Annotated in this window: 22 protein-coding genes; 13 read left to right on the top strand and 9 right to left on the bottom strand. The window is 74.1% G+C overall.

Annotated elements, in window-relative coordinates:
• The first annotated feature begins 1 nt into the window (after position 1).
• Together DEI94_RS01190 and DEI94_RS01185 are read left to right on the top strand one after the other, a co-directional pair.
• On the top strand, positions 2-691 hold the full coding sequence (locus DEI94_RS01190; protein ID WP_258368739.1) for a CGNR zinc finger domain-containing protein: 690 nt from the start codon (positions 2-4) through the stop codon (positions 689-691).
• The gene (locus tag DEI94_RS01185) at positions 688-1,917 is read left to right on the top strand and encodes an Nramp family divalent metal transporter (protein WP_111012106.1); all 1,230 of its coding nucleotides are present in this window, start codon (positions 688-690) and stop codon (positions 1,915-1,917) included. Before DEI94_RS01190 ends, DEI94_RS01185 begins: the two co-directional genes overlap by 4 nt.
• A 149-nt stretch (positions 1,918-2,066) precedes the next feature.
• On the opposite strand, the gene DEI94_RS01180 is transcribed toward DEI94_RS01185, so the two are convergent.
• Positions 2,067-2,369: a DUF427 domain-containing protein gene (locus DEI94_RS01180; protein WP_111011250.1), complete on the bottom strand. Its 303-nt coding sequence runs from the start codon at positions 2,367-2,369 to the stop codon at positions 2,067-2,069.
• A 58-nt stretch (positions 2,370-2,427) separates the two neighbouring features.
• Positions 2,428-3,057, bottom strand: coding sequence for a hypothetical protein (locus tag DEI94_RS01175; protein ID WP_111011249.1), 630 nt, complete (start codon positions 3,055-3,057; stop codon positions 2,428-2,430).
• A 35-nt stretch (positions 3,058-3,092) separates the two neighbouring features.
• On the opposite strand from DEI94_RS01175, the gene DEI94_RS01170 reads away from it, so the two are divergent.
• The 6 genes from DEI94_RS01170 (at position 3,093) to DEI94_RS01145 (ending at position 7,624) form a co-directional block, all read left to right on the top strand.
• On the top strand, positions 3,093-3,734 hold the full coding sequence (locus DEI94_RS01170) for a GNAT family N-acetyltransferase (protein ID WP_111027518.1): 642 nt from the start codon (positions 3,093-3,095) through the stop codon (positions 3,732-3,734).
• A 7-nt stretch (positions 3,735-3,741) separates the two neighbouring features.
• Positions 3,742-4,233 carry a hypothetical protein gene (locus DEI94_RS01165; protein WP_146244476.1) on the top strand — a complete coding sequence of 164 codons (492 nt, stop codon included), beginning with the start codon at positions 3,742-3,744 and terminating at the stop codon, positions 4,231-4,233.
• A 100-nt stretch (positions 4,234-4,333) separates the two neighbouring features.
• Positions 4,334-4,993 (top strand): DUF1684 domain-containing protein, encoded by a 660-nt coding sequence (locus tag DEI94_RS01160; protein WP_258372339.1) that lies wholly within the window; start codon positions 4,334-4,336, stop codon positions 4,991-4,993.
• A complete protein-coding gene (locus DEI94_RS01155) occupies positions 4,990-5,358 on the top strand; it encodes a GntR family transcriptional regulator (protein ID WP_258368737.1) in 369 nt (122 codons plus the stop codon). The genes DEI94_RS01160 and DEI94_RS01155 overlap by 4 nt, the downstream gene beginning before the upstream one ends.
• A 375-nt stretch (positions 5,359-5,733) precedes the next feature.
• Positions 5,734-7,320, top strand: coding sequence for a DEAD/DEAH box helicase (locus DEI94_RS01150; protein ID WP_111027528.1), 1,587 nt, complete (start codon positions 5,734-5,736; stop codon positions 7,318-7,320).
• Positions 7,321-7,426: 106 nt separating this feature from the next.
• A complete protein-coding gene (locus DEI94_RS01145; RefSeq protein ID WP_111011245.1) occupies positions 7,427-7,624 on the top strand; it encodes a CsbD family protein in 198 nt (65 codons plus the stop codon).
• Between the two features lie 162 nt (positions 7,625-7,786).
• Here DEI94_RS01145 and DEI94_RS01140 read toward each other — a convergent pair whose 3' ends face one another.
• Both DEI94_RS01140 and DEI94_RS01135 read right to left on the bottom strand, forming a co-directional pair.
• Positions 7,787-8,329 (bottom strand): NUDIX hydrolase family protein, encoded by a 543-nt coding sequence (locus DEI94_RS01140; protein WP_111011244.1) that lies wholly within the window; start codon positions 8,327-8,329, stop codon positions 7,787-7,789.
• 122 nt (positions 8,330-8,451) lie between these two features.
• Positions 8,452-9,108 (bottom strand): PadR family transcriptional regulator, encoded by a 657-nt coding sequence (locus DEI94_RS01135; RefSeq protein ID WP_111027516.1) that lies wholly within the window; start codon positions 9,106-9,108, stop codon positions 8,452-8,454.
• 167 nt (positions 9,109-9,275) lie between these two features.
• Here DEI94_RS01135 and DEI94_RS01130 point away from each other — a divergent pair, with 167 nt between their 5' ends.
• The 3 genes from DEI94_RS01130 (at position 9,276) to DEI94_RS01120 (ending at position 15,343) form a co-directional block, all read left to right on the top strand.
• Entirely contained in the window at positions 9,276-9,605 is a 330-nt protein-coding gene (locus DEI94_RS01130) for a DUF7882 family protein (RefSeq protein WP_111027515.1), read from the top strand.
• 280 nt (positions 9,606-9,885) lie between these two features.
• On the top strand, positions 9,886-14,571 hold the full coding sequence (locus DEI94_RS01125; protein ID WP_111027514.1) for an ATP-dependent helicase: 4,686 nt from the start codon (positions 9,886-9,888) through the stop codon (positions 14,569-14,571).
• A complete protein-coding gene (locus DEI94_RS01120) occupies positions 14,564-15,343 on the top strand; it encodes a DNA-formamidopyrimidine glycosylase family protein (RefSeq protein ID WP_111027513.1) in 780 nt (259 codons plus the stop codon). The genes DEI94_RS01125 and DEI94_RS01120 overlap by 8 nt, the downstream gene beginning before the upstream one ends.
• 63 nt (positions 15,344-15,406) lie before the next feature.
• On the opposite strand, the gene DEI94_RS01115 is transcribed toward DEI94_RS01120, so the two are convergent.
• The gene (locus tag DEI94_RS01115) at positions 15,407-15,925 is read right to left on the bottom strand and encodes a hypothetical protein (protein WP_111011239.1); all 519 of its coding nucleotides are present in this window, start codon (positions 15,923-15,925) and stop codon (positions 15,407-15,409) included.
• A gap of 156 nt (positions 15,926-16,081) precedes the next feature.
• On the opposite strand from DEI94_RS01115, the gene DEI94_RS01110 reads away from it, so the two are divergent.
• Entirely contained in the window at positions 16,082-16,891 is an 810-nt protein-coding gene (locus DEI94_RS01110) for a DUF4184 family protein (RefSeq protein ID WP_111027512.1), read from the top strand.
• 13 nt (positions 16,892-16,904) lie between these two features.
• Here the strand turns inward: DEI94_RS01110 and DEI94_RS01105 are convergent, their stop codons facing one another.
• A complete protein-coding gene (locus DEI94_RS01105; RefSeq protein ID WP_111027511.1) occupies positions 16,905-17,780 on the bottom strand; it encodes an HAD family hydrolase in 876 nt (291 codons plus the stop codon).
• A 74-nt stretch (positions 17,781-17,854) separates the two neighbouring features.
• On the bottom strand, positions 17,855-18,679 hold the full coding sequence (locus DEI94_RS01100; protein ID WP_181441875.1) for an alpha/beta fold hydrolase: 825 nt from the start codon (positions 18,677-18,679) through the stop codon (positions 17,855-17,857).
• A gap of 526 nt (positions 18,680-19,205) precedes the next feature.
• Between DEI94_RS01100 and DEI94_RS01095 the strand changes: the two genes are divergently transcribed.
• Positions 19,206-20,432 (top strand): cobalamin-independent methionine synthase II family protein, encoded by a 1,227-nt coding sequence (locus DEI94_RS01095; RefSeq protein WP_111012097.1) that lies wholly within the window; start codon positions 19,206-19,208, stop codon positions 20,430-20,432.
• Between the two features lie 123 nt (positions 20,433-20,555).
• Here the strand turns inward: DEI94_RS01095 and DEI94_RS01090 are convergent, their stop codons facing one another.
• Positions 20,556-21,191 carry a methylated-DNA--[protein]-cysteine S-methyltransferase gene (locus DEI94_RS01090; RefSeq protein ID WP_111027510.1) on the bottom strand — a complete coding sequence of 212 codons (636 nt, stop codon included), beginning with the start codon at positions 21,189-21,191 and terminating at the stop codon, positions 20,556-20,558.
• A complete protein-coding gene (locus DEI94_RS01085; protein ID WP_111027509.1) occupies positions 21,188-22,801 on the bottom strand; it encodes an AlkA N-terminal domain-containing protein in 1,614 nt (537 codons plus the stop codon). The genes DEI94_RS01090 and DEI94_RS01085 overlap by 4 nt, the downstream gene beginning before the upstream one ends.
• Positions 22,802-22,882: the final 81 nt, after the last annotated feature.

Genomic DNA, 22,882 nt, shown 5'->3' with positions numbered 1-22,882 from the left:
CGTGCACACCGGGCAGCAGATCAGGACCGAGTCCGGCGGGACGTGGTTCTTCGACGCGGGCCGGATCGCGCTCGACTTCGCCCACACGGGCGGCTTCGCCGACGACCCGGACGGACTCCGGCCGCGGGCGCACCTCGGCGAACTGCTCGCGACGCCCGCCGACCTCGACCAGTGGTTGTCCGAGCACACCGAACCGGTGGACGTCGGCGCCGGCGAGCGTGAACTGCACGACGCGCGCGAGCTCCGGGGCGCGATCGCCCGCCTCGCGGTCGCCGCGGCACCACCGCCCGTCGTCACGGCCGGCGGCAGCGTCGTGGCCGCGGGCCTCCGCGCACCCGCCGGCCCGGTCAGACCGCGCCCGGACGACATCGACACCGTCAACCTGTTCGCCGCCCTGCCCGACGTCCCGCCGACCCTCGCCGGAGGGCGTCGTCGCGCCGGTGCGAACCGCGTCCGACTCGCGCAGGCCCTGTCGAGCATCGCGCGTGACGCGGTCGCGCTGTTCACCGAGGTCGGGTTCGACGGCGTCGAGGGAGACCACGCCGGTCGGCTGAGCCGCTGCGCGGCCGCCGACTGCGGACTCGTGTTCCACGACGGGTCGCGCGGTGGCACCCGGCGGTGGTGCTCGATGCAACGGTGCGGCAACCGCGAGAAGGTCCGCGCGCACCGCGCGCGCGTCGCAGCACGGTGACCGACCCGCGGCCGGAGCGTCGGCGGGCGGGCGGTCTCGCACTCCTCGGGCCCGCGTTCGTCGCGGCGATCGCGTACGTCGATCCGGGGAACGTCGCCGCGAACCTCACCGCCGGCGCGCGCTACGGGTACCTGCTGCTCTGGGTGCTCGTCGCGGCGAACGCGAGCGCGGTGGTCGTGCAGTACCTGTCGGCGAAGCTCGGCATCGTGACGGGTCGCTCACTGCCCGAGGTGCTCGGCGCGCACATGCGCCGCCCCGCGCGACTGCTGTTCTGGGCCCAGGCCGAGGTCGTCGCGGCGGCCACCGACGTCGCCGAGGTGATCGGCGGCGCACTGGCGCTCCACCTGCTGTTCGGGCTCCCGCTGTTCGTCGGCGGGGTCGTCACGGGGATCGTGTCGGTCGTCGTGCTCGCCGTGCAGTCCCGCCGGGGCGCCCGGACGTTCGAGGTCGTCGTCTCGGGCATGCTCGCCGTGCTCACCGTGGGGTTCTGCGCCGGCCTCGTGTTCACCGATCCGTCACCGTCGGCGATGCTCGCAGGACTCGTGCCGCGGTTCGAGGGCTCGGGGTCGGTCGTGCTCGCGGCGTCGATGCTCGGCGCGACGGTCATGCCGCACGCCGTCTACCTGCACTCCGCGCTGAGCCGGGACCGGCACGCGGCGGCCGCGCCGGGCACCGAGCGCCGACGGGTGCTCCGCGCCACCCGCTGGGACGTCGGGCTCGCGCTCGTCGTCGCGGGCGGGGTCAACGTCGCGATGCTCGTCCTGGCGGCCGCGACGCTGCAGGGGGTCGGGGGCACCGACACGATCGCCGGTGCCCAGCGTGCGATCACGGCACACCTGGGTCCGGTCGTGGGCGTGCTGTTCGCGGTCGGGCTCCTCGCGTCGGGGTTGGCGTCGACCTCGGTGGGCTGCATGGCCGGGGCGGAGATCATGCGGGGCCTGCTGCACGTCCGGATCCCGCTGCTGCTCCGGCGCCTCCTGACGCTCGTACCCGCCCTGGTGCTCCTCGCGGTCGCGGTCGACCCGACCGTCCTGCTCGTGGTGAGCCAGGTGGTCCTCAGCTTCGGCATCGCGTTCGCCGTCGTGCCGCTCGTCGCGTACACGTCCCGCCGGAGCCTCATGGGGCCGGACGTCAACGCGATCGGGACGCGGGTGCTCGCGTCGGTGATCGCGGTCGTCATCGTCGCGCTCAACGTCGCGCTCATCTGGCTGACGCTGCACGGCTGAGCCCGCACGCCCCTGCCTGCCGTCCGAGGTGGCCCGCACGCCCCTGCCTGCCGTCCGAGTGGCCCGCAGGCAGGCCTCCGGCCCCCGTCCCCGCACGCAGCGCGGCCGGACCCGGGACGTCCGGATCCGGCCGCGGGGCACGCGTCAGGTCAGTCGGTGACCTGGACTTCCTTCCAGAACGCGACGTAGCCGCTGTAGTCCTTGCCGACGCGGTCGAACGACGACGGGATCGGGTCCGGGTACGACCACGCGCGGTCGGGCAGGACCTGGTCGCCGGCGTGGACCGTGAAGTACTGGGTGTCGCCCTTCCACGGGCAGTGGTACGGCGTGTCCGACTCCTCGAGCAGGTCGGTCCGCACGCTCGCCGGCGGGAAGTACCAGTTCCCCTCGATCTGGATGAGGTCCTCCTGCGGGGCCTCGGCGATCACGGTGCCGTTGGCGACGGCCTTCATGGTTCCTCCTGGGTCGATCGGTCCGCGGCCCGGGCGACCGCGTTCCCGTGGTGGAACGCTACCCGCGGCGACCGTGTTCCCGTCCGCCGCCGGCGCCCCCGGCGCGCAGGGTCCGCAGCGTCGCGGGGGCGGCGAGCGCCGCCTCCACCAGGTCGTGACGGCCGACCGCGTCGAGCATCGTCGCGCTCACCGACGCCGTCAGGAGGTGCCGGACGGCACGCCGCAGGCCCGTGTACGCGGCGCAGGCCGCGGCGGCCTCGGGCGACGTGTGGTCGATGCCCCGAGCGGCGAGCGCGTCGACCACCGCGCCGGCGGCGAGGAGGTCCTCGACGGCGGGCTCGGGTGCGCCGGCGGGATCGGCCACGGCCTCCCCGGCGTCCTCGAGCGACGGCGCCGCACCGCCGGCCGTCGCGTCGTCGTCGACACCGGCGCCGACCACGGCGACGACGCACCGGTCACCGAGTGCGGCCTGGAGGCCCAGCACCCGCTCCGCCACGAGGTCCGCGTCCGCGAGTCCCGCGTGCACGACCTCGGGGCCCGCGGGGAGGAGCGGCAGGACGGCCCGGACCTCCGATGTCGGGAGGACGTCGACCCACACGAGCACGTGGGCGTCGGCGGCGATGCGACCCGCGCCCGCGGCGCCCCACCCGAACCGGACCTGGTACTTCGTCTGTCCACGCTCGTGCACCCCGTCACTGTAGCCGCGACGACTAGCATCGCCGCATGGACATCGACCCGATCCCGACCCTCATCGGCGACCGCGTCACGCTCGAGCCGCTCGGACACGAGCACGCCGACGACCTGCGGGCCGTGGTGGCGGACGGGGACCTCTGGCGCACCTGGTACACGTCCGTGCCCCGCCCGGCCGAGGTCGAGGGCGAGATCGACCGTCGGCTGGCCGAGCACGCGGCGGGCACGATGGTCCCGTTCGCCATCCGTGACCGTCCGACGGGTCGGGTCGTCGGGGCGACCACGTTCCTCGACGTCGACGAGCTGAACCGGCACGTGGAGATCGGCGCGACGTTCCTGGCGCGCTCGGCGCAGCGCACGGGCGTCAACCCCGAGGCGAAGCTGCTCATGCTGTCCCACGCGTTCGACGTCTGGGAGTGCATCGCGGTCGAGTTCCGCACGCACTGGCACAACCGGCAGTCGCGTGCCGCGATCGAGGGGCTCGGCGCGAAGCTCGACGGCGTCCTCCGCAACCACCGGCTCGGGCCGGACGGCAGTCGACGCGACACCGTCGTCTACTCGATCACCGACGGCGAGTGGCCCACGGTCCGGCTCGGTCTGCGTGAGCGGCTCGCCGCCCACGACCGCCGCGCGGGCAGCCGCCACGAGGGTCGGCACGCCGGCCGGCACGCCTGAGGCAACCGTGCACGTCGGACTCCGCGTGGTGCTGGACGCCCCGGTCGCCACGGTCCGGGAGGCCCTGCTCGACCCCGCCGTGATGGTCGCCGTGACCCGCCCCCTGCTGGTGTACCGGTCGCTCGAACCGGGCGGGTTCCCGGAGCGGTGGACCCCCGACGAGCCCCACCGGGTCCGGGCGGACGCGTTCGGCGTGCTGCCGAGCGGTGCGACCCACGTGCACCTCGAGCGGTACGAGGTCGACGGCGTGCCCGTGCAGCGCGACGTCGGCGGGGGGATCTCCGGCCTGTTCGCGCGGATGACGATCCGGCACCGGATGGCGGCCACGGCGACCGCGCACGGACGGACCCTGCTGCACGACCGGCTCGTGTACCGCACGCGGCCGTGGGGGCTCGGCGTCGCGCTGTGGCCGGGCATGTGGGTGGTGTGGCAGTGGCGCGGCCTGCGCATGCGGATGCTCGCGCCGACCTGGGCGGCGCGCGGCCGATCCCCCGTCTGATGCTCCGTCCTCCGGAGACGCCGACCAGAGCCGGGCGCGGCTGGCGCGCCCTGTGGACGGCGGAGGGCACCGGATCGCCGTCGGGCGTACCCTCGCCCCCGTGACCGACGCGAGCACCGCCGTGGACGAGACGACCGCCGCCACCTTCGCCACGATCGACTGGCGGCGCAGCACCTTCGACCTGTACCGCAGGGTCCGTGCGGTCGGGGACCCGGCCGAGGCGCACGCGCTGTGGCGGGCCGGACGCGACGCGATGTTCGCGGAGCACCCCGCCAGCCCGCTCCTCCCCGAGGACACTGTGGGGTTCACCGGGCTGCCCGTGGCGGCGTACGACCCCGACTGGCGGTTCGAGCTCGCCGTCGAGCCGACCGAGCCCGCGCACCTCGACGTCCCGACCGGCACCGACGGGATCGTCGCCTTCGATCGCGTCGGCCTGGTGCGGGTGCCCGACGTCGGACCGCTCGACGTCTGGGCGCACGCCGGGTACGGCGGTGGGCTGTTCGTGCCCGTCAAGGACGCCGACGCGGGACGCCCCGGGGGCACGTACGGCGGCGGTCGCTACCTGCTCGACACGATCAAGGGCGCGGACCTCGGTGGCACCCCTGACTCCCTCGTGGTCGACCTCAACTTCGCGTACAACCCGTCGTGCGCCTACGACCCGGCATGGGCGTGCCCCCTCGCGCCGCCCGGCAACACCGTCCCCGTCCCGATCCCCGTGGGCGAGCGCTCCGGCGTGGTGGCGGCGGAGGACGTGCGGTGAGCGGCACCGGGCACCTCGTCGCGATCGACGCCGGCGGACGGGTCCCGCCGTACGAGCAGGTCCGCTCGCAGATCGCCGCGCAGATCGCCGCGGGCTACCTGGTCGACGGCGAGCGCCTGCCGAGCGTGCGCGGCCTGGCCGGCGAACTCCGGCTCGCGCCCGGCACCGTCGCCAAGGCCTACGGGCTGCTCGAGGAGGCCGGTCTCGTCACGACGGCGCGCGGCGGTGGGACCCGCGTGGTCCGGCCTGCCGCCGTGCCCGAGGCGGTCGACGCCGCCGCTCGGGTCCTCGCCGAGCAGGCCCGCCACGACGGCCTGTCGTTCGACCAGACGGTGGCGGCGCTGCGGGACCGCTGGCAGGACTGACGCGCCGAGCGCGCACCCGTCCGACGCGGTCCGACACCCGTCGCCCTGGCCCTCCGGTGCCGACGGCGATATGATGGGGGCACTCGAGGCGTTCCACTGCCTCGTGCGTCGTACGACGCCCCCGAGACTCTCCCGGTCCCCGGCCACATGGTCGGCCGGACCGATGCGTATCGTGCACCGGGCCTCCAGAACGGAGGGCCGTGCCTGGCTCACTGCGGCGAACCCGCCCGCGCGTCCGCGCCGGCGTCCCGCTCCGCACGGCCGTCGGCCGTGCGCATCCGAAAGGCCCTCGTGACCTCCGACTCCACCGTTCCCGCGTCCACCGACACGGACGCCCCCACCACCTCGTTCGCCGAACTCGGCGTCCCGACCGCCATGGTCGACGTCCTGACCGCGCAGGGCAAGACCGGCGCGTTCCCGATCCAGGTCGACACGCTGCCCGACACCCTCGCCGGCAAGGACGTCCTCGGCCGCGGCCGCACGGGCTCCGGCAAGACCCTCGCGTTCTCGATCCCGCTCGTGGCCCGGCTCGCAGGCGACCAGCGCCGTCGCCGGAGCGGCCACCCCCGCGCGCTCGTCCTCGCGCCGACCCGAGAGCTCGCGACCCAGATCGACGCCGTGCTCGCCCCGCTCGCCCAGGCGATGGGCCTCAACACCACCGTGATCTTCGGCGGTGTCTCCCAGGGCCGTCAGGTCGATGCCGTCTCGCGTGGGGTCGACATCGTCGTGGCCTGCCCGGGCCGACTCGACGACCTCATGAAGCAGGGGCACGTCAAGCTCGACGGCATCGAGGCGACCGTCCTCGACGAGGCCGACCACATGGCCGACCTCGGGTTCCTGCCCGTCGTCACGCGGATCATGAAGGCCACCCCGGCCGATGGTCAGCGACTGCTCTTCAGCGCCACGCTCGACAACGGTGTGGACAAGCTCGTCAAGCAGTTCCTGCACTCCCCCGTCATGCACTCGGTCGACGACGCCTCGTCGCACGTCGACCAGATGACGCACCACATCTTCGAGGTGTCCGGGGCCGACGACAAGAAGGACCTCGTCCAGGTGCTCGCCTCGGGCTCGGGCCGTCGCATCATGTTCATGCGCACGAAGCACCACGCCAAGCGCCTCGCGAAGTCGCTGACCGCGGCCGGGATCCCCGCCGTCGACCTGCAGGGCAACCTGTCGCAGCCGCAGCGGGACCGCAACCTCGCGCGCTTCGCATCGGGTGACGCGCTCGTCCTCGTCGCCACCGACGTCGCCGCACGCGGTGTCCACGTCGACGGTGTCGAGCTCGTCGTGCACGTCGACCCGCCGACCGAGCACAAGGCGTACCTGCACCGCTCGGGCCGCACCGCCCGTGCCGGGTCCGCCGGTGACGTCGTGACGGTCGTGCTCCCCGAGCAGCGCCGCGACGTCGCGCAGATGCTCAAGAAGGCGTCGATCGGCGCGCGCCCGCAGCAGGTGACCGCACGGTCCGCCGCGGTCACCGAGCTCGTCGGGGACGTCGCACCGATCCGCCACGTCGCGGAGGCCGCGCCCACGCAGCGCCAGCCGCAGCGCGCCACGCGCTCCGTCGGCGACGCGGTGGCCGCCTCGGCCACCGAGGGCGCCGGGCGTCGCCGTCGCCGCGGCGGTCGCGGGACCGGGCAGGGCACCGCCACCGGCGAACCGACGCAGGGTCGATCGGGAGGTCCGCAGCGGTCCGCCGGGACCCGTTCCGGTGACGAGGCCGGGCATCGTTCGGACGCGCGTCGCGGCGAGCCCCGGCGTGGCGGCCAGGCCGGCTCGCGGTCGACCGGCCACACGTCCGGCGGCGGTCGCCGCGCACAGTCCTCCGTGACGCGTGGCGGCTCGGCCGCGGTGTACTCGTCCGAGACGGGGCGGCCCGCCCAGCCGTGGCACGACGAGAAGCCGGCCCGCCGGACGGGCTCGCGCCGGGCCTCCCGTCCGGCCGGATCTGCGCGCGACTGATCGCTGGCAACCCGCTGGGAGCACGTCCTCCCATCCGCGTACGGTGAGCGGCGTCCTGGTCACGACGTGGCCCGGACGGCAACCGTCCCCGACGGAAGGAGAGCCCATGGCAGGCACGGAAGACATGAAGAACAACGGCGAGAAGCTCCTCGGCAAGGCCAAGGAGGCGTTCGGCGACGCGACCGGCGACGACCGGTTGAAGACCGAGGGCCAGACCGACCAGGCCAAGGGCTCTGCGAAGCAGGGTGTGACGGACGTCAAGGACGCCGCGCACGGTGTCGCGGACAGCTTCAAGGACAAGTAGGACCAAGCCGGAGAGCGGCTGCGGACGGCCCCGACGATCGATGATCGTCGGGGCCGTCCGTCGTTCCCGAGCCGTTCGTCGTTCCCGAGCCGTTCGTCGTCCCCGAGCTGGGGCGCCGGCAGCGGTCGCGGGTGTCGGTGGTGTGGGGGTGCTGACCCCTGGTCACATGAGGGCGCCGACCGACGCCAGCCCGGCGCGGAGCAGGGAGCCGCGGCCACCCTCCATCTCGGCCGCCACCGCGTCACTCGCCGCCTCGATCGGGGTCATCCACGTGAGCTCGAGGGCGTCCTGGCGGGGTTCGCACGTGCCGGTCACGGGCACCACGTAGGCGAGCGAGATCGCGTGCTGCCGGTCGTCCGTGTACACCGACGCGCCGGGTAGCGGGAAGTACTCGGCGACCGTGAACGGCGTCGGGCTCGCCGGCAGCTGCGGGAACGCCATGGCACCGAGGTCCTTCTCGAGGTGACGGAACAGCGCGCTCCGCAGCGACTCCCCGTACATCACGCGGCCCGACACGAGCGTGCGCGCGATCGATCCGCTCGGGCTGACCCGGAGGAGGACGCCGACCTCCGTCACGACACCGAGTCCGTCGGTGCGGACGGGCAGCGCCTCGACGTAGCAGATGGGGAGTCGGCGCCGGATCGACGCGAGCTCCTCGTCGGACAGCCAGCCGGAGTCGGGGTCGGGAGTGCGCAACGAGGCCATGGTCCGTTCTTACCAGGCAGGACGAGCGACGGCGGCGACCGGCACGCGTGGCACGGTGTGCACGCGGTCGGTCACCGCCGCCGGTCCGGGTCGGGTCCGCGGATCGGACCCGTGGCGCCGGCTCACTCCGCGAGGATCTGGAGCAGCTCGCGGCGGAGCTGGTCGATCTTGTCCCGCGCCGCGGCCAGCTGCGCCTCCGACGCTCCGGAGCGGTAGAGGTGCACGACCCCGAAGAGCTTCTGCAGCCCCTCGGCGAACGCGCGCTGGGTGTCCGAGACACCGCTCGGGCTCGTCTCCCAGGCGCGAGCGATGTCGGCGGAGCGCGCCTCGACCTCGGCGCGGCCGGCGTCGGTCAGCTCGTAGGTGCTCCGCCCGTCGGTGCCCACGGCGCGCACCAGACCCTCGTCGACGAGCTGTTGGAGGGTCGGGTAGACCGACCCCGGGCTCGGACGCCAGTTCCCTCCCGTCCGCTCGGCGATCGCGCGGATCAGGCCGTAGCCGTTGTACGGCTCGCCGTTCTCGGCGCCGTCCGCGAGCAGTCCGAGGACGGCCAGGCGGACGTCGCCACGGCGTGCGCGCCGGCCCTCTCGCCCGAAGCCGAAGCCGGGCGCGAAGCCGGGACCGAAGCCGCCGGGTCCGAACGGCGCTCCCGCGCCGCCTCGGCCGCGGCCGCCGCCGTGCTGGTGGTGTTCCCGGGCGCCGCCGAAGCGCGCGGCCCAGGGGCCTCTGTGGCCCTGGTGGCCGTCGTGGCCGTGTTCGTCGTCATGCATGGATCGCATGGTCGACCTCCTGTTCATGTCGCCTTCATCGCCGTATCGCGATGCGTCAACGATATGTCGCTCACGGGCGGGCCGTCAACCCTGGGGCGGAGTTCCGGCCGAGCGAGCATCCTGAGCGGAACAGGACCGCCACCGATCCCGACGGTCGGTCACCGGAGGGAGACGCCATGGGCAAGCTCGTGTACGGCGTGAACGTGGTCGAGATCGGGTTCGACGACCGCACGCTCGCGCACCTCAGCGTCGTGATCATCGCCAAGCTGCGGCGACGCGAGAGCTTCCTGTTCTCGTGGCGCGACGACTCCTCGGTCGGGGACGGCCGGAGCAGCGTGTGGATCGACCCGTCCATCCCGCTCTACTTCAAGTACTTCGGGTCGCGACCTCCCTCGTTGAACCGGGCGTGGGTCGCGGCGCTCACGGCCACCGCGAACTCGGCCCAGGGGTTGCACCTCGTGCCCGAGCCCAACGACGGGGACGGGGCCGGCGGCGACGAGGGGTGAGGGCTGCGGCACGCTGAGCCAGCCGGTGTAGCGACGGGGCGACGACCGGTCAAGGGGACGCGGGCCCGGATGCCCTTGCCGTAACGTGCACGGTGCTGACGAGGTCTCATGCAGCGCCGCCGTCGCCGCGCTGATGGCCGACGAGGAGCCGGTTGGGGGTGCCGGCACGGGGAGCCAGGTTCAGGGGTGCTCCGTGCCGGGCCCGGCCGTGCTCGGACCTCCCGGCCGTGCTCGGGCCTCCCGGCCGGATGTCGGGCGTCGCGGGCATGATGGGGCGCACATGACCGACGTGCTCGACCGCTTCTCGCCGCCCACCGCCGCATGGTTCCGCGGAGCGTTCACCGCGCCCACCGCCGCGCAGACCGGTGCGTGGGACGCCGTCTCGACCGGCCGGCACGCCCTCGTCGTCGCGCCGACCGGGTCCGGCAAGACCCTCGCGGCGTTCCTGTGGTCGATCGACCGGCTCATCACGGCGCCCGAGCAGCCCGACCCGCGGGCGCGGACCCGCGTGCTGTACGTGTCCCCGCTCAAGGCGCTCGGCGTCGACGTCGAGCGCAACCTCCGCAGCCCGCTCGTCGGCATCACGCAGACGGCGAAGCGTCTGGGACTCGAGCCACCGGACGTCACCGTCGGCGTGCGGAGCGGTGACACCCCCGCCGCCGATCGTCGTCTGCTGCAGCGGACGCCGCCCGACGTCCTCATCACGACGCCCGAGTCGCTCTACCTCATGCTCACGTCCTCGGCCCGGGACACCCTGCGGAACGTGGACACCGTCATCATCGACGAGGTCCACGCCGTCGCGGCGTCGAAGCGGGGCGCGCACCTCGCCCTGAGCCTCGAGCGCCTCGACGACCTGCTCGAGCGTCCGGTGCAGCGGATCGGCCTGTCGGCCACGGTCCGCCCGGCAGAAGAGGTCGCACGGTTCCTCGGTGGTCGGGCTCCCGTCGAGATCATCGCGCCGTCCGCCCAGAAGACGTTCGACCTGCGCGTGGTCGTCCCGGTCGAGGACATGGCCGAACTCGGGCAGCCCGCCGCGGGTGACGACCCGACGGCCACGCCGACGAACGGCTCGATCTGGCCCCACGTCGAGGAGGCCGTGGTCGACCTCGTCGAGGCCCACCGGTCGACCATCGTGTTCGCGAACTCGCGGCGCCTGGCGGAGCGGCTCACGGCACGGCTCAACGAGATCCACGAGGAACGGCTCGGGCTGGTCGGCGCCCCCGAGGAGGCCCTGGTCGCCGTCGCCGCGGACGCCGGGGAGGCCGCCGAGCACGGACCCGGCTCGGACGATGGACGCGCGACACCGCGACGACCGCCCGCACAGCTCATCGGCGGCTCCGGACAGACGGCCGGTGGCGGCGGCGCGACGACGGACGACGCCGTCCCCGTCCTGGCCCGCGCCCACCACGGCTCCGTGTCGAAGGACCAGCGCGCGATCATCGAGGACGACCTGAAGTCGGGGCGCCTGCGGTGCGTCGTGGCGACGAGTTCCCTCGAGCTCGGGATCGACATGGGCGAGGTCGACCTCGTCGTCCAGGTCGAGGCACCACCCTCGGTCGCGAGCGGCCTGCAGCGTGTCGGCCGGGCGGGACACCAGGTCGGCGAGGTCTCGCGGGGCGTCCTGTTCCCGAAGCACCGCGCCGACCTCGTGCACAGTGCGGTCACCGTCGAGCGCATGGTCGAGGGCGCCATCGAGTCCATCGCGGTACCGGCGAACCCCCTCGACGTCCTCGCCCAACAGACCGTGGCCGCCGTCGCGCTCGACGAGGTCGACGTCGAGCACTGGTTCGAGCTCGTGCGGCGAAGCGCTCCGTTCAGCGGCCTGCCGCGCTCCGCGTTCGAGGCGACCCTCGACCTCGTGAGCGGGCGCTATCCGAGCGACGAGTTCGCCGAGCTGCGCCCCCGGCTCGTCTGGGACCGCGTGCACGGCACGATGACCGGGCGTCCGGGTGCCCAACGCCTCGCCGTGACGAGCGGTGGCACGATCCCGGACCGCGGTCTGTTCGGCGTGTTCATGGTCGGCGAGAAGGCATCGCGCGTCGGCGAGCTCGACGAGGAGATGGTCTACGAGTCCCGCGTCGGGGACGTCTTCGCCCTCGGGGCGACGAGTTGGCGGATCGAGGACATCACGCACGACCGCGTGCTCGTCAGCCCCGCGTTCGGCCAGCCCGGACGCGTCCCGTTCTGGAAGGGCGACGGCATCGGCCGCCCCGCGGAGCTCGGCCGGGCGATGGGCGCGTACGTGCGCGAGCTCGACACGGCCGCGCCGGACGACGCCCGGGCCCGGGTGTCGGGCAGCGGGCTGGACGACCGCGCCGTGACGAACCTCCTGACGTTCATCCGGGAGCAGCGCGAGGCGACCGGGCACGTGCCGACCGACACGACGCTCGTGGTCGAGCGCTTCCGGGACGAACTCGGCGACTGGCGGATGATCCTGCACTCGCCGTTCGGCATGCAGGTCCACGCACCGTGGGCACTCGCGGTCGGGGCGCGCCTGCGCGAGCGGTACGGGATCGACGGCGGCGCGATGGCCAGCGACGACGGCGTGGTCGTGCGGATCCCGGAGACCGACGCCGAGCCTCCCGGCTCCGAGCTGTTCGTGTTCGAGCGCGACGACCTCGACGCGCTGGTGACGGACGAGGTCGGGGGCTCCGCGCTGTTCGCCGCGCGGTTCCGCGAGTGCGCCGCTCGCGCGCTCCTGTTGCCGCGCCGTGACCCGGGCCGGCGGTCGCCGCTCTGGCAGCAGCGCCAGCGGGCGTCGCAACTGCTCGACGTCGCGCGCAAGTTCCCGACGTTCCCGATCATCCTCGAGACCGTGCGCGAGGTCCTGCAGGACGTCTACGACGTGCCCGCCCTCCTCGGCATCGCCGACGACATCGCGCGTCGGTCCATCCGCATCGTCGAGACCCAGACCGAGCAGCCGTCGCCGTTCGCGCGCTCCCTGCTGTTCGGGTACGTCGCGGCGTTCATGTACGAGGGCGACTCGCCCCTCGCCGAGCGTCGGGCCGCGGCGCTGTCGCTCGACGCCACCCTGCTCGGCGAACTGCTCGGTCGCGCAGAGCTGCGGGAGCTCCTCGACCCGGGCGTGCTCGCGAGCGTCGAGGCGGACCTGCAGCGGCTGTCACCCGACCGCCGCGCGCGCGACGCCGAGGGGCTCGTCGACGTGCTCCGCCTCGTGGGACCGCTCGACCTCGACGAGTGCGTGACCCGGAGCTGGCTCGCCGACGGTGCCGCCACGTCCGAGTCCGCCGCCGCGGAGGCCCGGGCGACGATGACCACGACCCTCACGGACCTGGAGCGGGACCGCCGACTCCTCGGCTTCACGTTCCGGGGCGAGCAGCGGTGGTCCGTGATCGAGGACGCCTCGCGCCTCCGCGATGCCCTCGGGGTGGCCCTGCCGATCGGCGTGCCGACGGCGTTCGTCGAGCCGGTCGCCGACCCCCTCGGCGACCTCGTCGGCCGGTACGCACGGAGCCACGGGCCGTTCGCGGCTGGCGAGGCCGCCACCCACCTCGGCCTCGGGGTCGCGGTGGTCACGGACGTCCTGCGGCGCCTCGTCGCGGACCGGCGCGTCGTCGAGGGCGAGTTCCGCCCGGACCGTCAGGGTGCCGAGTGGTGCGACGCCGAGGTCCTCCGGCGCATCCGGACGCGGTCGCTCGCCGCGCTCCGGCACGAGGTCGAACCGGTGTCCGCCGACGCGCTCGCCCGGTTCCTGCCCGCATGGCAGCACGTGCACACACCCGAGACCCGTGGGGGCCTCCGCGGCGTCGACGGCGTGCTGCAGGTCGTCGACCAGCTGTCCGGCGTCGCGGTCCCGGCGTCCGCGTGGGAGTCCCTGGTGCTGCCGAGCCGCGTGGTCGACTACACACCGGCGATGCTCGACGAGCTGACCGCGACCGGGGAGGTCCTGTGGTCCGGCGGCGGGTCGCTGCCGGGGAACGACGGCTGGGTGCGCCTGCACCTGGCGGACACGGCCTCGACGACGCTCGCCGAACCGTCCGGCGCGGACACCACCGAGCTGCAGCGCGACGTGCTCGGGGCGCTCGCGGGTGGCGGCGCGTACTTCTTCCGGCAGCTGGCACAGTCCGTCGGCAGCACGGACGACCAGGCGCTCGCGACGGCGCTGTGGGACCTCGTGTGGGCCGGGCAGATCACGAATGACACCTTCGCGCCGCTCCGGTCCGTGATCGGCGGTCGCACCCGGGCCGCCGCGCCCCGGACGCGCGCCTACCGTGGCCGACGACGACCGACCCTGCCCGCACAGTCCGGGCCGCCGACTGTCGGCGGCCGGTGGTCGCTCCTCCCCCTCGCCGAGCCCGACCAGACCGTCCGCGCGGCCGCACTCGCCGAACAGCTGCTCGAGCGGCACGGCGTCGTCACCCGCGGTGCCGTGCAGGTCGAGGGCGTCCGAGGCGGGTTCGCCGGCGTGTACCGCGTGCTCGCCCGGTTCGAGGAGACCGGGCGTGCCCGTCGCGGCTACTTCGTCGAGGGCCTCGGCGCGGCGCAGTTCGCGACCGGGCCCACCGTCGACCGACTCCGCACGTACAGCCAGGACATCGACGCCGCCGAGGCCGACCCGAAGCGCCGTCGCGTGGCGATCACCCTCGCCGCGACCGATCCCGCCAACCCGTTCGGTGCGGCGCTGCCCTGGCCGGCGGGCGACACGGACGAGGACGGCTCGCGCGGACACCGGCCGGGACGCAAGGCCGGTGCACTCGTCACGATCGTCGACGGCCGCCTCGCCGTGTACGTCGAGCGGGGCGGCAAGAGCGTGCTGACGTTCACCCCGGACGAACCCGTGCTCGCCGCCGCCGCGCAGTCCATCGCCGCGACGGTGCGCAGTGGGCTCGGGCGCCTCGCCGTCGAGCGCGTCGACGGGACCTTCGTGCTCGAGACGCCGCTCGGAGACCTGCTGCGCGACGCCGGGTTCACCGCCACGCCACAGGGACTGCGACTCCGTGCCTGAGGGCGACACCGTCTACCGCGCGGCCCACAAGCTGCACGCGGCCCTGGCCGGCAAGGTCCTGACGCGCACCGACTTCCGGGTACCGGCGTTCGCGACCGTCGACCTGACCGGGCGCGTGGTCGACGAGGTCGTCCCGCGCGGCAAGCACATCCTGCACCGAATCGGCGACGTCACCGTCCACTCGCACCTCAAGATGGAGGGCCGGTGGGACGTCTACGCGCCGGGTGACCGTTGGCGGCGCCCAGCACACCAGGCACGCGCCGTCCTCGACGCCGAGGGCGTCTCCACCGTGGGATTCACACTCGGCGTGCTCGAGATCGTCCCTCGCGAGCACGAGGACACGGTCGTCGGGCACCTCGGTCCTGACCTGCTCGGGCCGGACTGGGACCCGGCGCGCGCCGAGGCGAACCTCGTCGCGGACCCCGCACGGCCGATCGGCCTCGCGCTGCTCGACCAGCGGGTCATGGCCGGGCTCGGCAACGTCTACCGGAACGAGTTGTGCTTCCTCCGCGGGGTGCTGCCGACGCGGCCCGTCGGCGAGGTGCAGGACCCGACGCGCATGGTGGCGCTCGCGGAACGGCTCATCGTGGCCAACCGCGACCGCCCCAACCGCGTCACGACGGGGAACACCCGGCCGGGGCAGCGATTCTGGGTCTACGGGCGCGACGGCAAGCCGTGCCTCCGCTGCGGCACGCGGATCCGGTACGGCACGCTCGGCGAGGACGCGCTGTCGCTGCGGGACACCTACTGGTGTCCGCGGTGTCAGCACTGAGCGCCGCGGGGCTCGTGGCCGGCCGCGGCGCTCAGAGTCGATGCGCGGGCGGACCCGCGTGGATCAGTGGTCGATGTCCTCGACGATGCAGCTGATCACGGTCTTCGCGTCCGACGACGACGCGGTGAAGCCCGCGGGTGCGTTCGGCGACGACGAGCCGTTGCGCGCTGCGGCGTTCACGGCGTAGATCGTGCCGTCGAAGGTCTGCCCCTTCGCCATGGTCGGGTTCTTCGTCGTCACCCAGACGGCGACCTCGTCCTCGTTCGGGTCGTCCTGGCCGTTCGTCGGCGCCACCGAGGCCCCGATGTACCAGCCGCCCGTGGTCTTCCACGTGTCGGCGAAGTCGATGTCGTCGTGGGTGCCGAGCGCGTGGTTGATCTGCTCGACGACGTCGACGTTCGCGACGGGGCACTTCGACCCGTTGCGCTGCGCGGGGTTCGTCTGCTGCTGCTGGGAGCCGGGGACCTTGCCGACGGGATCCTGGTTCTGCGCGCCCCCGGTGCCCGCGGTGTGACAGCCGGTGAGCAGGAGTGCAGACGCGACGGCCACGATGGCCGCGCTCGTGATCTTCGTGGTCCTCATGGCCCGGACCGTACCCGCGCGCTCCTGCCCGGGCTCCCATTTCCGGGAGTCCGCTCAGCGTGTCTGTCCCCCGACGGTTCGACGTCGCGGCTGATCCACGGGTGTCGCGCAACCTCGGCCCGGTTCCTCCTGGTGCCGGTGTGCCATCATCCGCGCATGCCGTTCACCGTCAGCCACACGATCGTGGCGCTGCCGTTCCGCGGGACCCGGGTTCCCGCAGCAGCCCTCGCCGTCGGTGCCATGGCACCGGACGCCGTGCTCTTCGTCCCGGAGCTGCCCGCGTACGGGGTGACGCACTCGGCACTCGGCGCGCTGACGGTGTCCACGCCGGTCGCACTCATCGCCCTGGCCGCGTGGACCTTCGGGCTCCGATGGGCGTTCACCGCGATCCAACCCCGGTCGGTGCACGACCGACTGCCCGCGTCCTGGCACGACCCGACGAGTGCGTGGTCCGCCTTCCGGTCCCGGACGCCCGCCGCGCGGGTGGGTCGGCTGGCGCTGGTGCTCGCCACCGTGATCGCCGGCGTCTACAGCCACGTCGCGTGGGACTCGTTCACGCACCGGCACGGGTGGTCGGTCGCGCGGATCGCGGTCTTCCGTGCGTCGATCCACGGCCACCCCGTGTACGACCTCGTGCAGAACGCGTGCTCGGTCGGTGGGATGCTCGTGCTCGCCGTCGCGTTCGTGCTCTGGCTGCGCCGGACGCCCCCGGTACCGCGAACACGACGACTGCCCGCGGGGATCGCACGGGGGCTGCGCGTCGCACTGCTGGCGGTCGCGGGGCTGGTGACGATCGTCGGAGCTGCCCCGCTCCTCCTGGTCGGATCGAGCGCGGAGGGCGTGCTCGGCTGGGCGGCGATCCTGGCCGTGCGGGTGTGCGCCGTGCTGCTCGTCCTGACGGCCGTCGGCCTCGCGCTGGTGCGCGTGGGACGGGCGCCGGAGCGGGTCGTGCCCCGCGGCCGGTGACCGGGCGGCCCCCTCAGGGGGCCGTGACCCAGGTGCGCAGGAACCGGGCTCCCGCCTCGTCGTGGATGACGCCGTCGGGCGCGGTGAGGACCGGGTACGGGGTCTCGGGCACACCGTCAGCCGGGCGGACGTCCACGTGCGCGACGTCGTACCCGTGCTCGTGCAGCCAGTCCGCCATGGCGTAGTCGCTCCGGGAGTCACCGACCGTGCGCCAGGTCGCGGGCAGGGCGCCGTCCTCGGCCAGGAGCTCGAGCGCACGCTCCGCTCCCATGTCCTTGCCGGTGCGGGCGGACTCGATGTCGGTGGAGATGATCGTCGGGTCGATGCGCCAGGTGACGCTGCCGTCGTCGGCCGCGCGGACGTCGTCGAGGCGCCGCACCCCGTACCCGCGGCGGACGAGGGCGTCCATCGCGCGGGCGTCGAGGTCGGGCTGCCGGGCCAGGAACGTCGCACTCGGGACGTCGACCCGCTGCTCGATCGAGACCATCGCCCGCTTCGTCTCGTCGTAGAACACGACGTCGGCGAAGGTGTCGGCGACGAGGGCGCGCATCTCGTCGGCGAAGTCCACCGGGAGCGCGAGGTCCTCGGCGACCTCGATCGCGCTCATCCCGCCGTCGAACCGCGGGTCGATCGAGCACCAGACCGCGCCCTTCTCGCACACGGCGTGCACCCGACCACCGGACGCGAGACCACCGGCGAGCAACGGCCCGACGACCTGCTCGCGGATGAACGCGTCGCTGCGGCCGGTGTTGAACACGACCGGGATCCCCTGGGCCGCCAGTGCCACGAGGTCCTCGACGATGGACGGGATGGCGATCGTCCGCGACACCGGACTGGCGATCGGACCGTCGACGTCGAGGAGCAGACCGAGGCGCGGAGGGGTCGTCATCCGTCCATCCTCCCAGGCGAACGCCGAGGGACGGACGCGGACCGACGCGCTCCGTGGTGACGCGCCGACCGAGGTCAGCCGAGCGGGAAGGGCTCCTCCACCCGCTGTCGCAGGAGGAACGGGACGACGCCCTCGGCCAGCGCGGCACCGTTGACGACGTGCGCCTGGTCCTGCAGCACGGTGTGCTCCGACCCCGGCACGGCCTCGACCGCCGCGTGGGCCGCGAGCTTGAGCCAGTCGGGGCTCGATCCGCCGGTCATGACGAGCACGGGTGTCGTGATGCGGGCGAGGGCCTCGGTCGGCAGGGCGAACCCGGTCATGACGTGGACGTCGTTCGGGAGGGTCGCAGCACCGGCGAGCAGACCGGCCCACGCCGGGCGCTGCATCCGCAGGACGACGGGCGCGAGCCAGGGCGTGCCGAGCACCCGACGCAGGAAGAACCGCACCGCTGCCGCGGCACGACCGCCACGGACGAGGGCCGTGATGCGCTCGGGGTCCGGGAACCGCGGATCGACCGACGCGCGGTACGGCGGCTCCCAGGCGACCGCTCGCTCGATCGGCGCTCCGCCCGCAGCGGCCAGGAGGACCAACCCGGCGCCGGCACAGAGGCCCACGACGGACGGTCGCCCGCCCGCAGCGGCGATGACGGCCTCGAGGTCCTCGACCTCGCGCTGCGCCTCGGCCAGCCCGCCACCGCTCTCGCCCCTGCCACGGCGGTCGTACCAGGTGACGGTGAAGTGCTCGGCGAGGGCCGTGGCGGTCTCGGTGAGGGCACCGAAGGCGCGGTGGTCGAACGGCCCGGCGACGAGCACGAGCGCCGGCCCGCTGCCCGTGGTGGACGTCGCGATCGCGGTGCCGTCCGCGGAGACGACGGTGCGCTCAGCGGGTTCGACGTGCATGGAGGTCCTCTGGACGGGATGGCGCGTGGTCGGGGCGCTTCCGGGGAAGGCGCTCCCGATTCTGTCAGCGCGCTCCCGACGCGTCATCACCCGCAACCAGGGGTGGTCGTCGCGCCTCCGGCACGGAGCGGAGCCGTCGTCCGGACGAAGCCCCCGGGGCCGGTCACCCGAACGGACCGGCCCCGAGGCGACGGCGACCCGACCCGAACGGGTGCGCCCTCGGCCCTGGGGGCTCCCCGACGCCGAGCGCCGGGCACTTCTCGCCATGCCTTCGATGCGGGGTCCGCGGACCGATGGGATCGCGCTTGACCCCAGTTCGGGTGGCGTCGGCGATCGCGTCCGTCGCGTGGCGTAACAGATGCCGTGCGGCGCCGGACCCGTGGCACGCTTGCCTCCACGCAGCGCACCACGCGAAGCCTCGCGCGCGGCGTCGACCGCTCCCGTCGTGGACGGCCGCCGCGCACGCCTGCGACGTCCCACTGCCCGAGGGAGTCGCACGACGACTCCGTCCCCGAGGAGCGCACGCATGTCATTCGAGAACACCACACACATCCAGGCCACCACGGCCGGTTCCCTTCCCCGTACCCCCGAGCTCATCGCCGCGAACGCCGCGCGACCGCTCGCCGAGGACGGGTTCACCCTGCAGACCACCGACGAGGTCCGCGCCCTGACGAGTGCCGCCGTCGACGACGTGGTCGCCCGGCAGGTCCGGCTCGGGATCACCCAGCCCGGCGACGGCGAGTACGGCAAGGCGATGTCGAGTTCGGTCGACTACGGCGCGTGGTGGGGCTACTCGTTCCAGCGCGTCAGCGGCCTGTCCCTGACCGAGGAGAACATCTTCACGCAGGAGCCCGTCCGCTCGGAGCCGGGGCACGTCCGCCTGACCTCGTTCCCCGACCGACGGGACTGGATCGCCTTCCGGGACGCCTACCAGGACCCGGAGAGCGGGATCGGGGTCGGCAAGAACGCGACCGCGTTCCCCACGACGACGGGGCCGATCGTCTACACGGGCCACGAGGCCGCCCGCACCGACGCCGCGAACCTCAAGCACGCGCTCGAGGCGAACGGCGTCGACAACGGGTTCATCACCGCGCTCTCGCCCGGTTCCGGTGCCCGCGTCGCGAACGAGTACTACGCGACCGAGGAAGAGCACATCTGGGCCTGGGCCGACGCTCTCCGTGAGGAGTACCGGATCATCCTCGACGCGGGGCTCTCGCTGCAGATCGACGACCCCTCGATCGCCGAGAACTGGGACCAGATCAACCCCGAGCCGAGCGTCGAGGACTACCGCGCGTTCACCCGGATCCGGGTCGAGGCCCTCAACCACGCACTCCGCGGCCTGGACACCTCGCGCGTGCGGTTCCACCTGTGCTGGGGCTCGTGGCACGGACCCCACACGACGGACATCGAACTCCGTCACATCGTGGACCTCATGCTCGACATCGACGCGAGCGCCTACTCGTTCGAGGCCGCGAACGCCCGCCACGAGCACGAGTGGACCGTCTGGGAGGACACCGAGCTGCCGGACGGCAAGGTGATCATCCCGGGTGTGGTCGGCCACGCCACGAACGTCGTCGAGCACCCGGACCTGGTCGCGCAGCGGATCGAGCGGTTCGCCGAGTTCGTCGGCCGCGAGCGGGTCATCGCCGGGACCGACTGTGGTCTGGGCGGCCGCGTCCACCCCTCGATCGCCGCCGCCAAGCTCGAGTCGCTCGGCGAGGGCGCGCGACGGGCCTCGGCGAAGCTGTTCTGAGCCGTCACACATCGCGCTGACCGGACGGCCCGGCCCCTCCTGGGGGTCGGGCCGTCCGTCGTCCCGGCCCCTCCTGGGGTCGGGCCGTCCGTCCTCTCGGCCGCCGCGATCCGTGCTCGGTCGTCAGACCGTCCGCGCGGCGAGGTCGGCCTCGCGCTCGAGCAGGGACCGTTTGACGTGCTCGCCCCAGGCGAAGCCCCCGAGGCCGCCGTTGCTCCGGAGCACCCGGTGGCAGGGCACGAACAGTGCCGGTGCGTTCCGGGCGCAGACGCTCGCCGCGGCGCGCACGGCCTCCGGACGACCCATGGCCGCGGCGAGCTGCGTGTACGTGAGCACGGTGCCCGCCGGCACGAGCCGGAGCTGCCGCCAGCCCTCGGTGAACAGTTCCGTGCCGAACTGCCGGACGCGCACCTGCATGGCCGGTTCGACGTCGCCGTCGTAGTAGGCCTGGACCGCCGTGGCCGACGCCACCGCACCCGGCACGACGACCACCGGGCGGTGGCGCTCCGCCAGCCGGGCGAGGACCTCGGTGGCCTCCGCCGTCCATCCGGACGCGAGGACCGTGCCGTCGCCGTCCTCGAGCACGGTGAACGGACCGTCGGGCGTCGCGAGGGTGGCGACGCGCGCGACCGTCGTCGCCGCGCGAGGCTCGGGCGGGACCACGACGGCGTCGGACGACCGGAGCGGGGACGCCGCGTCCGGTACGAAGGACGCCGACTCCGACGCGGCCGGTTCGGGCCGCAGGTCGATGGTGCTCATGGGATGTGCCTTCCGTTCGGTCGATGCCCCTGGTGCGGCGGGGTGCGTGCGGCAGCGCGCCAGAGGTGCATGGTCAGGTAGCTCCGCCAGGGAGCGAGTGCCGACGACCATACGGAGAGTCCGCGCGGGTCGTCGGGGATCCCGAGGGCCTGTGCACCGTTCCGCACGGCGGTGTCCCTGGGGAGGAGGAGATCGGGGTGGTGCCGGACCCGGAGCGCGACGTACGCGGCGGTCCAGGGCCCGACCCCGGGCACGGCGAGCAGTCGCGCGCGGAGGTCGTCCAGCGTCGCGGCCCGGTCCACGACGAGCGATCCGTCGGCGAGCCCCGCCGCGACCCGGTGCAGCGTCGCGACACGGGCCCGGGGACCGCGGATGACCCGCTCCGCGTCGCCCGGCGGCGCCGAGCCCGCTCCCGCCTCGGCGACGAGCTGTCGCCCCACGGCATCCGCGAGCACGGCGGCCGTCGGGAACATCCGCATCCCGGGCGCGACGGTGTCGGGCACCGGCTCTCCGAGGGCGTCCACCACACGACCGAGCGCCGTCCGCGCCGCGGCGACGCGCACCTGCTGCCCGAGGACCGCCCGGACGACGAGCTCGTCGGCGTCGAGCGCCCCCGGCACCCGGATGCCCGGCACGGCGGACACCGACGACGCCAGCTCCGGGACCACTCCGAGCAGGGCGTCCACCGCGACCGGGTCCGCGTCCAGGTCGAACAGGGACCGGACGCGCGCGACGAGGGTCGGGAGGTCGGACAGCGTCGTCATCCGGACCTCGAGGTCGATGCCGGTACCGCGGCCGGAGGGCCCCGGGTCGGCGGGGGTCGCGGCGAACCAGGCCGGGCCTCCCGGCAGTCGCACGACCCGCTCGTAGCGGGCACCGCCGGGATCCGCGGCGGTGGCCGCGACCTCGACGCCGGGCAGCGCGCGGGCGGCGAACCAGGCGAAGAGGCCGTGGGCGTCGAACGGCGGTCGCGCGGGCAGGTGGACGCGGAGCGCCCCGTCCGGCGTCGGTGCCGCGCGTCCACTCCGCGCCCGTAGCGCGGTCGGGGTGAGCCCGAAGACCTCGCGCACGGTGTCGTTGAACTGCCGCACGCTGCCGAACCCGGCGGCGAACGCGACGTCGGCGACCGGCAGCGACGACGTCGTGAGCAGCGTCCGGGCGTGCTGGGCGCGCTGCGCGCGGCTCAGCGCCTTCGGCCCAGCGCCGAGCTCCTGCACGAGGATCCGCGTGAGGTGTCGCGGGGAGTACCCGAGGCGTGCGGCGAGCGCCGGCACTCCGTCGCGCTCGACCGCGCCGTCCGTCACGAGGCGCATGGCGCGCGCGGCGACGTCCTCGCGCACGTTCCACGCGGGGCTGCCGGGGCTCGCCTCCGGCAGGCACCGCTTGCACGCGCGGTACCCGGCGAGGTGCGCGGCCGCACTCGTGGGGTAGAACGTGACGCCCGAGCTCCGCGGCGTGCGAGCGGGACAGCTCGGTCGGCAGTAGATGCGCGTCGAGTGGACGGCGGTGACGAACTGGCCGTCGAAGCGGGCGTCGCGCGACGCGGCGATGCGGTAGCGCTCCGCGTGGAGCGGGTCGGAGGTCGCGCCCGTCCCCCCGCCCGTGTCCATGCTCCCAGCCTGACACGCGCCACCGACCCGGACCAGCGGGAATCGGACACGGCGGCAGGGTCGACGGGATCGGCCCGGCGG

Origin of the sequence: Curtobacterium sp. MCBD17_040, assembly GCF_003234805.2 — a bacterium.
Lineage (GTDB): Bacteria > Actinomycetota > Actinomycetes > Actinomycetales > Microbacteriaceae > Curtobacterium.
The sequence above is the reverse complement of the archived record's forward strand: the minus strand, read 5'-3'. Positions and strand labels throughout refer to the sequence as shown.